The 13,169-nt window shown below is 43.1% G+C and carries 10 protein-coding genes and 1 riboswitch; of the genes, 8 read left to right on the top strand and 2 right to left on the bottom strand.

Features of this window, described 5'->3' with window-relative positions; all coding sequences use genetic code 11:
• Positions 1–38: 38 nt before the first annotated feature.
• Positions 39–1,778 carry an ABC-F family ATP-binding cassette domain-containing protein gene (locus QF049_RS07595; RefSeq protein ID WP_307536218.1) on the top strand — a complete coding sequence of 580 codons (1,740 nt, stop codon included), beginning with the start codon at positions 39–41 and terminating at the stop codon, positions 1,776–1,778.
• A 70-nt stretch (positions 1,779–1,848) separates the two neighbouring features.
• On the opposite strand, the gene QF049_RS07590 is transcribed toward QF049_RS07595, so the two are convergent.
• Complete coding sequence (locus tag QF049_RS07590) at positions 1,849–2,232, bottom strand: transporter (protein WP_105598863.1); 384 nt, start codon at positions 2,230–2,232, stop codon at positions 1,849–1,851.
• Between the two features lie 336 nt (positions 2,233–2,568).
• Here QF049_RS07590 and QF049_RS07585 point away from each other — a divergent pair, with 336 nt between their 5' ends.
• The 7 genes from QF049_RS07585 to QF049_RS07555 all read left to right on the top strand — a co-directional run bounded on the left by QF049_RS07585 (position 2,569) and on the right by QF049_RS07555 (position 12,773).
• Positions 2,569–4,527, top strand: a complete 1,959-nt coding sequence (locus QF049_RS07585; RefSeq protein WP_307536214.1) for a beta-glucoside-specific PTS transporter subunit IIABC — start codon at positions 2,569–2,571, stop codon at positions 4,525–4,527.
• A 59-nt stretch (positions 4,528–4,586) separates the two neighbouring features.
• On the top strand, positions 4,587–6,029 hold the full coding sequence (locus QF049_RS07580) for a glycoside hydrolase family 1 protein (protein ID WP_307536211.1): 1,443 nt from the start codon (positions 4,587–4,589) through the stop codon (positions 6,027–6,029).
• Positions 6,030–6,046: 17 nt separating this feature from the next.
• Complete coding sequence (locus QF049_RS07575; RefSeq protein ID WP_307536209.1) at positions 6,047–6,898, top strand: PRD domain-containing protein; 852 nt, start codon at positions 6,047–6,049, stop codon at positions 6,896–6,898.
• Positions 6,899–7,190: 292 nt separating this feature from the next.
• Positions 7,191–9,863: an endo-1,4-beta-xylanase gene (locus QF049_RS07570; protein WP_307536206.1), complete on the top strand. Its 2,673-nt coding sequence runs from the start codon at positions 7,191–7,193 to the stop codon at positions 9,861–9,863.
• 206 nt (positions 9,864–10,069) lie between these two features.
• A riboswitch (TPP riboswitch) is annotated at positions 10,070–10,167 on the top strand.
• A 115-nt stretch (positions 10,168–10,282) separates the two neighbouring features.
• The gene (tenA, locus tag QF049_RS07565) at positions 10,283–10,945 is read left to right on the top strand and encodes a thiaminase II (RefSeq protein ID WP_307536204.1); all 663 of its coding nucleotides are present in this window, start codon (positions 10,283–10,285) and stop codon (positions 10,943–10,945) included.
• 322 nt (positions 10,946–11,267) lie between these two features.
• Positions 11,268–11,534, top strand: a complete 267-nt coding sequence (locus QF049_RS07560; protein ID WP_210108240.1) for a CD3324 family protein — start codon at positions 11,268–11,270, stop codon at positions 11,532–11,534.
• Between the two features lie 156 nt (positions 11,535–11,690).
• Complete coding sequence (locus tag QF049_RS07555; RefSeq protein ID WP_307536201.1) at positions 11,691–12,773, top strand: nucleotidyltransferase domain-containing protein; 1,083 nt, start codon at positions 11,691–11,693, stop codon at positions 12,771–12,773.
• Positions 12,774–12,823: 50 nt separating this feature from the next.
• On the opposite strand, the gene QF049_RS07550 is transcribed toward QF049_RS07555, so the two are convergent.
• On the bottom strand, positions 12,824–13,165 hold the full coding sequence (locus QF049_RS07550; RefSeq protein WP_307536199.1) for a nuclear transport factor 2 family protein: 342 nt from the start codon (positions 13,163–13,165) through the stop codon (positions 12,824–12,826).
• Positions 13,166–13,169: the final 4 nt, after the last annotated feature.

Raw genomic sequence — 13,169 nt, 5'->3', positions numbered from 1 at the left:
TACTAGCCACCAATTTAGTTATAAAGAAAGGTAACACTATGATAAAAGTTGAAAACTTATCCTTCTCATTTCCACAAAAGGAACTATATAAAAACATTTCATTTACGTTTGAAGAGGCACAACATTGTGCTTTTATCGGAACAAGCGGCAGTGGAAAAAGTACATTGATCGATATCCTGATGGATCCGGAACGATATTTGTTCGAGGGCAAGTTAGAGATAGACCCCGATTGCAGAATCGGGTATGTGAGTCAGTTTTTGCAAGTAGACAAAACAAAAGAAATGACCGTTTTTGAATATATCGCAGAAGAATTCATCAAGATACAAGATGAAATTACAGCGATTTATGCGGAGATGGCCACCACATCGGATATGGATTCCCTGATGGAAAAGCTTCAATTGGCTTTGGATGCCTTCGAAGCGATGGATGGGGACAATTTCGAAAAAAACATCAATAAACAGTTAAACCTTGCCAACCTAATGAAGCTCAAAGATCTTAGTATATCCGCCGTAAGTGGCGGGGAATTCAAACTTATTCAAGTGATGAAGGAAATGCTGAATCGTCCAGACTTCATGATTATGGACGAACCCGATGTATTTTTAGACTTTGAAAACCTGAACGCGCTTAAAAAATTGATTAACTCCCACAAGGGAATGCTGCTGGTCGTTACGCACAACCGTTATCTGTTGAATCATTGTTTCAACAAAATCATACACCTCGAAAACACAGAGCTCCAGGAGTTTGACGGGCGATATATCGATTATAACTTCTCGCTGCTTCAGACTAAAATTGAGCTGCAAGAAATCGCGGTTGCTGAAGCTGAAGAAATTGAGAGATACGATCACATCATCGACAATCTTAGAGAGATCGCCACGTATAATTCAGAAGCCTCCAGAGGCAGAGCGTTAAAAGCCAGAGTCAAGTTTCAAGAGAGATTGGAAGCACGTCGAATAAAAGAGCCATTTGTCGATATCAAACAGCCGAATATCCGTTTTGGGATCGATAAGGAAATGGAAGACACCGTTGTGGTTAACGTCAATAACTATAGCGTTTCCTTTGACGAGTTGCTTTTGGAAAATGTGAATTTTGAGATCAAATCAACAGATAAAGTAGCCCTGATCGGTCCAAACGGTACCGGGAAAACGACTTTACTCCGAGAAATTTTTAAAAACAATCAGGATTCCATTGAAATAAATACTGATGTTAAAGTGGCCTATTTATCTCAGGTTCAAGGCGAAATGCTAAAAGATTCGAATACCATACTAAATGAATTCATTGATTCCGGCTTTCAAACGTATGATGAAATTAGATCGTATCTTCCAAACTATGGCTTTGAAGGAGAAATCCTTGATCAAAAGATTGAATCATTATCTGGCGGAGAAAAAAACATGCTTCAATTGGCTAAAGTTTCTGCCAGTCAAGCCAACGTATTGCTCCTAGATGAACCGACAAGCCATTTAGACATCTATACACAAATCGCATTGGAGAAAGCCATTGAAGACTACAAAGGTGCGATTATCATGATTTCTCATGATTTCTATTCTGTTGTAAATGGTATGGATTATGTTTTAATTATCGAGGACAAAACGATTAGTAAAATGAGTATAGAAGAATTCAGACAGATGATTTATGCGAGTCATTTTGATGAAAACTATCTAGAAAATGAACAAAAGAAAAAGTCTGTTGAAATGAAAATTGAATTGGCTTTAAAAGATACCAATTTTGAACTTGCAAAGAGTTTGGTTGATGAGCTAGAAGAGCTGATTAAGTTGCTTTAGACAAGGTGAATATTCGATAAATCTAAATCCCCCTGTATGTGGATTAATCCGCATACAGGGGGATTTACTTCTAGAAACAGCTAAACGAGCTGATTCGCTGCAGATCAATGCCGGTGTATAGCCAGAAGAAGCCATTCCAACGGAAGCCAGCCACCGAATTTCTACCTACAAATACCGGGTACATCCAGAAGCCGGGACCACGATCCGGCCAAATATATGTGTAGCGAAACAGACAGCCGGATATGGCTCTTGGATCTACCGCATATAACGAAGCGGGTTGCTGTGGAATGAATGATGGTGGCGGCCCAGTAGGTGCCTGCACCCCTTGTGGCCCGCCGCCTCCACCCCCAGGGAACGATGGAGGACCAGGAATTCCACCGGGTCCTCCCGGTCCTCCGGGACCCCCAGGTCCGCCAAACCCTCCACCAGGTCCAAAAGGAGGTAAAAATGTCATATCACATCACTCCTGTTCATTAGTCTAATGTATTGTATGTAGGCAATTGAGAAGGGGAATGGGTGGAAGCCTATAGAAGGCTGCTAATAATCAAGTCGAATCAAGCAAATTAAATTGCAGAAAAATGTCGAATAAAGTGATTGCTAACTAATTTATTGTGTGATATTATGATCCAGTAAACGTTTACATCGATAACGAATTGAATATTAGCAGTGTTTGGCTGTTACTGGTAAAGCAGGCATGACCAAAATGATTTTGCATTTTCCTTATGTGAGTAGGGGAAAGCATATCGTTTTGGTCTTTTTTTATATCCAAATTCAGAAATGAGGCAATGGTATGGATTATCGCAAGTTGGGACAAGAGATTACGGAATTGGTTGGAAAGAAAGATAACATCGCTCGGCTTACGCACTGCGCAACCCGACTGCGGTTCGAACTGCACGACATCTCCAAAGCAGAGACAGAAAAACTTAAAGCACTCCCAGGAGTCATTACCGTTGTGAACAATGGTGGACAATACCAGGTTGTTGTGGGCAATGAGGTGCAGCAGGTCTACCGAGTTATTACTCAGCAGATGGGTTCGGCTAGCCGAAGTGCGGAATCCAAATCGGATTCTGGCAAAAATAACGGACCAAAGCAAAAACAGAGCTGGATTTCCAGATTCATCAGCGTGATCTCAACGACATTTACTCCGGTCATTCCGGCAATCATTGGCGCGGGTATGATCAAAGCGATATTAGCCGTACTTGTGCTGACAGGTCTCGTAACGACGGAAAGCCAAAACTACTATATCCTTAATACCATTGCGGACGCGGCTTTTTATTTCATGCCTATTCTGCTGGCTTATGGAGCTTCCATTAAGTTTGAAACAAGTCCAATTCTGGCGATGACAGTTGCCGGTGTGTTGTTACACCCGGGATGGAGCGCCCTGATGGCGGAAGGAAAAGACGTGTTTTTCATCGGTGTTCCAGTTCGACTAACCGATTACGCGGGCTCCGTGCTGCCGATTATTATCGTCGTTTGGCTCATGTCCTATATTGAACGTTTCGCGGATCGGGTATCGCCTTCAATGATCAAATTTTTCACGAAACCAATGATTGTACTATTGATTACAGCACCACTTGCATTGGTGGCGATCGGGCCTTTCGGAACGTACCTGAATGATCTGGTTGCGATGGGTGCAGAAGCGATTAATGCCAGAGCCAGTTGGCTGATTCCTTTGTTAATGGGAACTTTGCAACCATTCCTGATCGTAACAGGTACCGCATGGGCCATGACGCCGATTGCAACTAGCCAACTAACCAAAAATGGATATGAAATGATCAACGGTCCGGGAATGCTCGCGTCCAATATTGCTCAAGGTGGGGCCACGCTTGCTGTAGCATTAAAAACGAAAAACAAAAAACTCAAACAGCTCGCTGCTTCATCCGGTTTCACCGCTGTGCTGGGCATCACGGAACCATCCTTGTACGGTGTAACGCTGAAACTGAAGAAACCCTTAATTGCCGCAATGATTGGTGGTGGTGTAGCAGGGATATATGCTGGTCTGACTGGATTAGTACGTTATGCCTTCGTTTCTCCGGGTCTTGCCGCGTTACCTGCCTTCATTGGAAGCAATCCGATGAACATCGTTCATGCCATTGTGACTTGTCTGATCGCTTTTATCGTTACCTTTGCTCTGACATGGATTATTGGTTTTGAGGATCCAGTGGATGATGAAGAAGAAGGCAATACCAACGTTAACGATGACAAGACACTTTCCGGGCAGCCTGTTCAAGACAACAGCCCAGACACTAAGTATGCTGCAAAAACAAATGCAAAAGTACCACGCCAAAATGAATTACGCCCACTTACAATCGCCAGCCCGATGCAAGGGGAATTAGTCCATCTGGACCGTGTACCAGACGATGTCTTCTCTTTGGGATTACTGGGTAAAGGCGCTGCCATCATTCCTGCCAAAGGAGAACTGTATGCACCGATCACAGGTGAAGTTACGGCTTTCATGGACTCCAAACATGCGGTCAAATTAAATGGTTATGATGGAGAAGAGGTGCTCATTCATATTGGAGTGGATACCGTCAACCTGAAGGGGAGACATTTCGACTCTTCCATTAAAGTAGGGGATCGCGTACAACGGGGGGACTTGTTGATCAGCTTTGATATCGAAGCCATCAAGTCGGAAGGCTACGAAGTCATAACCCCGATTATTATCGCCAATTCGGATCGTTTCCCGGATATTAAGCTGGAGAAGCAGAGTCCTGTTGAGGTTGGAGCAACCATTATCCACCTTTCGTAACAACCGTAATACGGTCCGTCATATATCTTAATCAACATTAAAATGAAGGAGTGTTTGAGATGTTATATCATCACATCAAACCATTCCCCAATGAATTTCTGTGGGGAGGCTCTACCTCGGCCTATCAAGTGGAGGGAGCCTGGAACGAAGATGGCAAAGGCCTGTCCGTCATCGATATGTGTGATCATCCGGCTGGAACCGCCGATTTCACAGTTGCTAGTGATCACTATCACAGATTCAGAGAAGACGTGAAGCTTTTTGCAGAGCTGGGCCTCAAAGCATATCGTTTTTCAATTGCATGGACTCGAATCTTGTCTTCAGGCACAGGGGCTGTTAATGAGAAGGGACTCCAGTTTTATCACCAATTGATTGACGAATTGCTGCTCCATAACATTGAGCCTATTGTGACCATGTACCATTTTGACCTGCCCTACGAGCTTGAGAAAAACGGAGGATGGAACAACCGGGGGACGATCGATGCCTTTGTCGAGTACGGGCGTATCTTGTTTGAGCAATACGGGCATAAAGTGAAATATTGGTTGACCATTAATGAGCAAAATACGATGATTCTCCATCCAGGTGCTATTGGTACACCAAAAGGCGGACTTCTGCCTTCCAGTAAGGAACTGTATCAGCAAAATCATCATATGTTTGTGGCTCAAGGCAGAACGATGCGACTATTTCATGATATGCTACCACAAGGCAAAATCGGGCCTGCATTGAACATGACTTCCATGTACCAGGCAACCTCCAGACCAGCAGATGCAATCGCTGCACATAACTGGGAGACGATTCGTGGATGGGGTTTTCTCGACTTATCAGTGTGGGGACGGTATAATCCATTATTCTGGAGTTATTTACAGGAACGTGGCATCGAGCCGGTTATTGAGCAGGGTGACATGGAAGATATCCAGTCTGGCCGCCCCGATCTGGTAGCAATCAATTATTACTCGACGGCAACCATTGCCGCCAGTATGGGCGATGCGTCGGATGTTACGGCTCGTGCAGGGGATCAGCAAATTATGCTTGGCGAGCAGGGAGTATACCGGGCCGCGGAGAATCCTTATACGGAAAAAACGAAATATGGCTGGGTCATTGACCCGGTTGGCCTAAGGCTGACATTGCGTAAGGTATGTGAACGATATGGTCTCCCGATTTTAATTACGGAAAATGGTATAGGAGCCCCAGATGTACTGGAGGCAGATTACACCATTAACGATACGTACCGGATTGATTTTATCGAGAAACATCTGGAACAGATCAAACTGGCTCTAACGGATGGAGTAGATGTGATTGGTTATTGCCCTTGGTCCGTTATTGACGTGGTAAGCACACATCAGGGGTATGGGAAACGTTATGGAATGATCTATGTAAACCGCGGTGAACAGGATCTGAAAGACTTGAAGCGTTTGAAGAAGAAAAGCTTCTCGTGGTATCAAGAGGTCATTAAACAGAATGGCAGATGTATCGGAAATTCGGATCAGGCGGTCACGAAAGAATAAAGGATCGTGATGAATTCATGAGAGTAATCAAAATATTAAATAACAGCTTGCTTCTGATCAAAGATGAACAGGGACAAGAGATGATTGTCATGGGAAAAGGGTTGGCATTCAAAGGCAAAGTCGGCGAGCGACTCGATGAGGAGCATATCCAGAAACGATTCATTCTGCAAAATAATCCGTCTGCCCAGGCTTACGTAAGAACCATCGAAAACATGCCCGAAAAACATGTGAATGTCATAAACAAACTGATTACCAATGCAAAAGAAAAGCTGTCTCTTGACGATCAAATCTTCTTCACGCTTATGGATCACTTGTCATTTGCCATTGAACGATGGAAAAAAGGTGTAGCATTACAGAGTCGCATGTTATGGGAGATCCAGAGGTTTCATCCTGTCGAATTCGAACTGGGCCTTGAAGCTGTTCAGATGCTGAATCTAGAATTGGGTATTGAACTGCCGGAAGAAGAAGCAGGGAATATCGCTTTTCATTTTGTGAATGCCCAAACGCATGAACAGAATATGGAGCGCACGATGCAATCCGTTAAGATGTTAAAAGATATTTTTAACCTGATTCAATACACCTTTGATATGCAATTGAACAAAAATTCCATCCATTATGTGAGACTTGTCACACATCTGCAATTCTTCATCCAGCGTTTACAAGAAGGGCGTCTGGGCAATTCGGCGAAAGATTTTATATTTCAACACATGGTGAAGGAGCACCCGCTTGAATACAAGTGTGCGGAGATGATCAAAACCTACGTGCAAAATATGCTGGATATCTCCATATCGAACGAGGAATTATTATATTTGATGATTCACATTGCACGAATTGTGCAGGAGGAACAGGGTGACGAGGGACGATTATAAAACAAAGTTTATATGCCTGTTAGCAGACAGGAAAAAAGATACTTTCTAACTATGACCGTTTTCTCGTATTTTATCGGGAAACGGTCTTTTATTTTTGCAAATATGTAGCGGCTTTTTGATATTTCATGCGAACGAACTCCAGCTTCCTAAACTCACGATTACCAAATGATAACTTTTTATTATATTTATTGGAAATTTGTTATATGTAAGCGTTATCCAAAGAACTATAATCTATTTATCTGGATGTTAATCCGTTCAGAAATACTTAGACCAAATCATGAGGAGGAATTGTATGAATCGGTTAGGTCAATGGAATATAACGGCCTTGGTTCTTGTGCTGGTACTCGCCATGATGCCATTTTCGAATGTCTCATATGCAGCCAAGGCAGTTACGGAAGTGGAGGGAGGTCATTTGAGCACAAACTTTGAAGACGGTACACTTCAGGGATGGACTCCACGTATAGGTAACGAAAGGCTGACAGTGACACAGCAGGAAGCACACGAAGGTCAGTCCAGTATGCTGGTCGCCAACCGTGAGCGTTCCTATCATGGACCGATGTTATCCATGAAGGATCTGCTTAAGCGTAACCAAGAGTACGAAATTGCGGCATATGTAAGACTCACCCAGGAGCCCACCACGGATCAAACACTACAGCTTACCACATATAAAAAAACAAATGCCGAAAGCTGGAACCCGATCGGCAGCGTGAAGATTGCCAAAACAGAATGGAATACATGGCACAAGATCACCGGAAAATTTCAGTATAGCGATGATCCCACTGAATTGAATTTGTTCATCGAAACACCCTACATCTCTGAAGATAGCGTAGATACGTTATCGTTCTATGTGGATGATGTATCATTTACTCTGGCCGAGCAACTGGAGATCGAAGAAGGGATTCAGTCTCTGGAGGACCTGTATCAAGATGATTTCCCCATTGGTGCAGCGGTGTATCGCTGGCAGTTGGAAGGCGCATATGGACAACTGCTCACAAAACACTTTAACAGCTTGACCGCAACCTATGAGATGAAACCGAAGTACATGTCTCCTTCCGAAGGTGTTTATCAGTTCGAGGCAGCCGATCAATATGTTCAATTCGCCGAGGAACATGGTATGGGCGTACGCGCACATGCGTTGTTGTGGCATATTGATGCTGCAGAGTGGATGTTCAAGGATCCTCTGGGTAACCCTGCGAGTCGAGAATTACTACTTGCCCGGATTCAGGATTATGTTGAAACCGTCATGACCCGATACAAAGGTAAGATCTATGCCTGGGATGTGGTAAACGAGGCGATTGCGGATAGCAATGGTGATGCCAACGGTTTACGTAAAAGTCCCTTTTATGAACTAATCGGTCCGGATTACATTGAGAAAACCTATGAATTCGCCCGTGCAGCCGATCCGGATGCCAAATTATACTACAACGAATACTTCACGGAAATCCCTGAGAAAAGAGAGCATATGTATCGGTTGGTCAAACGACTGAAAGAGAAGGGGCTCATTGATGGTGTGGGTTTGCAATCTCACTATAACCTGGAATCCCCGCCCATCGACGAAATTGAAAAAACGATCAACATGTTCGCCGAACTTGGATTGGATATTCAGATCACGGAACTGGATGTGGATAGCGGAATTCCATTTGGTGAAGAGATGTCCGATGAAGTTGCGGTAAAGCAGGCGTATCGATATAAGGAACTGTTGGATTTGTACAAAAAACACAAAGATCACATTTCTTCAGTTACCTTATGGGGACTCCAAGATGAGAAGTCTTACAACAACCAGGCTATGCTGTTTGATTCAGCCCTGAAGGCCAAAAAAGCATACTGGGGACTCGTGGATGAATCCAGCTTGCCTGTGTTGACACAGAGAGCCGTCTCACTTTCGGGTAAACCGGATATCAAAAAACAGCCTCAAGATCTTCTCTGGAACAAAGCGGTGTCTACTCCACTGAAGGGTGATTCTTCAGGATCAGCTAGTTTCCGCACCTTATGGGATCAAAGTAACCTATATATCCTTGTGGATGTTCAGGATGCGAAGGCTGACGTGAATGACAGAGTAGATATCTTTGTTGATCTCAATAATGGCAAGACCACCTCATATGAAGCAGATGACCGACATGTAATCATTAAGCGGTCGGGCAAAGCTGAGGGCGCGGAGCAGCGTTCATATCGTGTACGTGAGAACAAAGCCGGATATCAGGTTGAATTGTCCATTCCATGGGGTGGTATCCAAGCTGGTTCAGAATATGAAGCTGGATTGGATATCCGTGTGACTGATGGCGGTACAAATGGGACACAACCTTATAATCCACTGTACTGGAATGATCGAACACAATCTCAGGAGCAAGATACAAGCAAATACGGCGTGATTCAACTCGCCCCTATGCCCAAATCTGCACAAGCTGTGCAAGGGATTGTTCAGATTGATGGGAAGAAAGACGCCCTATGGAATAAGGCTGTACCATTTGAAGTAAAACGGTTGAATGAGACCGATGGTGCAGAGGCAGTGGCTCGCGCAATGTGGTCAGGTGAGTATCTATATCTGCTGCTCGACGTCACTGATCCAAGCATCATCACAGATAACATCAACCCATGGGATCAGGATTCGGTTGAGATTTTCCTGGACGAGAATCACCAGCGCACACCGTATTTTCAATATGATGATGCCCAGTTCAGAATCAGTGCAGACAATGTGGGAACCTTTGCAGGGGGGGCCTCACCCGGACGCCTTGTAAGTGCTGTGAAGAAAACAAATAAAGGATATCTCGTAGAAGCCAGAATTCAGTTGCATTCACTGACGCCCAAAACAGGAAATGTTCTTGGTTTCGAGCTTCAAATTAACGACAACCAAGGCGGAGGTAAGCAGAACGTAGCCAAATGGAATGATAAGACCAATGAAAGCTGGAGAAACACTTCCCAGTACGGAATACTCACTTTTGTCGGAAAGAACATATTAGGACATTAAACCATCGGCAATAGTTGCAAGAATAGAAACCATCATAACAGTGGCTAAAACTCAACCATTGTTGTGATGGTTTTCATCATTTAAATGCGTCACTCAAGCTGATTATGGGGGATACAATCTGCCTTGACTATATTTAACAGCCCTTGATATACTAAATGGATGTTATTTTTTCTTTTATGCGGATAAGAAAGTAATCAACTACATACAACCGTTTGCGAGGGAGCCTTAACCGGCTGAGAGGGTGTTAAACCGACCTTACCTGATTTGGATAATGCCAACGTAGGGATGCAACGATGAAACGCTGTACTTGGGTAGCTCATGCGAACCCCCCTTGTTTTAGTGTATTTGTCTGCGAAACATCCTATGGATGTTTCGTTTTTTTTGTTTTTAAATACGTACATTATGAATTGGAGGAACATATGTTGACTATTTCAGAGAGACTATATCAGGCGGCACAGCCTGTGTGGAAGGAATGTCTTGAGCATCCCTTTGTTAAAGGGATCGGGGATGGTTCCTTACCGGTCGAACAATTTCGTTATTATTTGCTGCAAGACTACTTGTACCTGTATGATTATGCCCGTGTATTTGCACTAGGTATCGTCAAATCGCACGACCCCAAATTGATGCAGTTTTTTAGTAAAAACGTAGATAACATCCTGAATGGTGAAATGAAAATTCATCGTTCTTATATGGAGCGATTAGGAATTACAGAGGATCATGTTTTTCAGGTAAAACCTGCACTGAAAAATGCAGCCTATACTAACTATATGCTCTCTGTTTCACATGCAGGTGGCATAGCAGAAGTACTTGTATCCATTCTGGCCTGCTCATGGAGTTATGCAGAGATTGGTCAAGTCCTTGCTCAAAAACCAGGTGCAGCTGAGCATCATTTTTACGGAGAGTGGATCACAGGATATGCTTCCTATGAATACAACAACAGCAATCAATCCCTTGTGACGTTAACGGATAAGTTATTAGAAGGCTGTAGCGAGGGAACGTACCAACGGATGGAGGATATTTTCGTGATGTGCAGTCGCTTTGAGCTTGATTTTTGGGAGATGTCATGGAGGCTGGAGCCTTGAGTTCACTGGTAGTTAATTCAATTAGAGAGATTTGCATAGTGTGAATAATCAGAACGTGTTAGCTTCAAAAGACATGATTAAACACTCGAACAACAAGCTCTGATATAATAAGCAAATAGTAGCTATCTTTTTTCTATGGAGGTGAGGCTATTGAAAACAATCGGGGTAGGATTCTTACATGCACGGCTCTATGCAAAGCCAGAGAAGGATATGGCAATGCTTTGCATAGAGCCTGGGAATAATCACATTGCCAACGACGAATCGTAATATTCTACTAACTGGCTTTGCACCTTATTGATCTATTAAATAAGGAGTGAGGCCCATGAAATATTCAAAAGCCGAGTCTATTTTTCCGGAAGAATTGTTACGTATCATTCAAGAATACGTTCAAGGGGAATTGGTTTATATCCCCAAACCCAAAGAGGCGCACCTAAAATGGGGCGAGAAAACAGAGAGCAAGAGCAGGGTCTCTGCTCGAAACGCTGAGATTAAATCCTTATTCCGCAATGGAGTCAGGATAGAGGAGTTGGCGGGTCGGTATTTCTTGTCCTGCGAAAGCATAAAGAAAATAGTCTATACAAAGAACTAATGAAATCCGCTAACTCGTCGTTTCGACGGTTTAGCGGATTTTGTGCAAAGATGACTTAAATCAACTTATACATAGTAACCGTACCTCTAAATCGATAGACTCAAGTTAAGGTTGTTGTGATGAAGGACGGCCGGATCATACAAAGAGGTGTAACGAATGAACGAAATCATAAAGAAGAAGCTGCTGGACAAAAATGAACTGCTCATTAACATGGTGATTGAACGCGTAAAAAGAGATTTTCTAGATGATATCGCCATTATTGGGCTTACTGGTTCATTTAGCACCGGGGACTTTCACGAGAAGAGTGATCTTGATTTAATTATCATTAATAATACAGAAAAGGGATGGGAAATTTCCGATTGCTTCATCTTGGATGACGTTGGGTATGACATCTATTGCACGCCATGGGATTCAAGAATACAAGAGCAATCCACCTTGGAGAGTCCCAACGTATCGAGCCTAACCGAGCTCAAAGTACTCTACTATGCAAAGCCTGAGGATTTGGAGAAATTGAATGACTTCCGGCAAAAAGCTCTTGATGCACTTGCAAACCCGATAGGAGAAGCGTGTCTTAATCGAGCAAATAAATGGATCGATCTGGCTAAACAAGCATACAGCGATACGATGCTTAGTGAAGATATCGGTTCAGTGCGATATGCATCTGCTGGGGTTCTGTACAATCTAGTCAATGCCTTGGTGAGTATGAATAATACGTGTATCAAACGAGGGATCAAGCGATATTTGGAAGAGATACGCTCGTTTCGCTATGTTCCGGATGATCTCGAATCCTTATACAGGTCAATCATCGAAGCTCATACAATTGAAGATATTCGAATAACATCTTTTAATATGTTGAATAGCGTTACGCGGTTACATAGCACGATGTGTGATAACTTCATTGTTAAACCGGCTCCGACCTTTGATAATCTGAGAGGAACATATGAAGAACTGTGGTGCAACTACCGCAATAAAATTTTGAACAGTGTTACAACGAACGATGCTTCCTACGTCTTTCTTTCGGCCTTTGGAGCACATGAGTATCTTGATGAAATGGCCATGGAGAAAGGAACCAAGAAATATGATCTTATGCAGTACTTTGATGCAAGTAATTTACCAGTTATGAAAGAGAAGCTCCTTAAAGTGATGGATGATTATCGAGAAGAGTATGATAAGGTCGGCAGAACAGTCGAACGTTTTACAACCTTCGAGCAACTATATGCCCATTATATGAATCATTGACCTTACGTTCCGGGTAGTCAACCAAACATTGTTTTTACATTTGGATATCTTTAGAAAATGGAAAGTCTGACGATTTTATCGTCAACAATAACAAAATGATAATTCAATAATAGTGGATCGGGTAGACCAGTCTTGTCGTAGGTACCATCCAGCTCGCATGTTAGCACAATTTCATCACCTATTTTTTTTGCTAATGTTGGCTTTAACGTTACATTCGCCGCGAAATGGTTTTGATCACTCCATTCCCGAATCGCCTGTTTGCCATTTCGCTTTTTTCCTTCATCCAACACGACGGCATTTTCTGAGAAACAATCTACAAATACTACCGGATCTGGCTTGTTAGATGCAGTAATATATTTGGCAATTACAGACGGTAAATGATTGAGATCCATATTG

It is taken from the genome of Paenibacillus sp. W4I10, assembly GCF_030816325.1.
Lineage (GTDB): Bacteria > Bacillota > Bacilli > Paenibacillales > Paenibacillaceae > Paenibacillus > Paenibacillus amylolyticus_B.
Note: the sequence above shows the minus strand (reverse complement) of the source record. Positions and strands in the feature narration are given on the sequence as shown.

What these genes read in the sequence shown, in the direction of transcription:
- QF049_RS07595 (WP_307536218.1), top strand. Translation starts at nt 39, where the DNA reads ATGATAAAAGTTGAAAACTTATCCTTCTCATTTCCACAAAAGGAACTA.
- QF049_RS07590 (WP_105598863.1), bottom strand. Translation starts at nt 2,232, where the DNA reads ATGACATTTTTACCTCCTTTTGGACCTGGTGGAGGGTTTGGCGGACCT.
- QF049_RS07585 (WP_307536214.1), top strand. Translation starts at nt 2,569, where the DNA reads ATGGATTATCGCAAGTTGGGACAAGAGATTACGGAATTGGTTGGAAAG.
- QF049_RS07580 (WP_307536211.1), top strand. Translation starts at nt 4,587, where the DNA reads ATGTTATATCATCACATCAAACCATTCCCCAATGAATTTCTGTGGGGA.
- QF049_RS07575 (WP_307536209.1), top strand. Translation starts at nt 6,047, where the DNA reads ATGAGAGTAATCAAAATATTAAATAACAGCTTGCTTCTGATCAAAGAT.
- QF049_RS07570 (WP_307536206.1), top strand. Translation starts at nt 7,191, where the DNA reads ATGAATCGGTTAGGTCAATGGAATATAACGGCCTTGGTTCTTGTGCTG.
- tenA (WP_307536204.1), top strand. Translation starts at nt 10,283, where the DNA reads ATGTTGACTATTTCAGAGAGACTATATCAGGCGGCACAGCCTGTGTGG.
- QF049_RS07560 (WP_210108240.1), top strand. Translation starts at nt 11,268, where the DNA reads ATGAAATATTCAAAAGCCGAGTCTATTTTTCCGGAAGAATTGTTACGT.
- QF049_RS07555 (WP_307536201.1), top strand. Translation starts at nt 11,691, where the DNA reads ATGAACGAAATCATAAAGAAGAAGCTGCTGGACAAAAATGAACTGCTC.
- QF049_RS07550 (WP_307536199.1), bottom strand. Translation starts at nt 13,165, where the DNA reads ATGGATCTCAATCATTTACCGTCTGTAATTGCCAAATATATTACTGCA.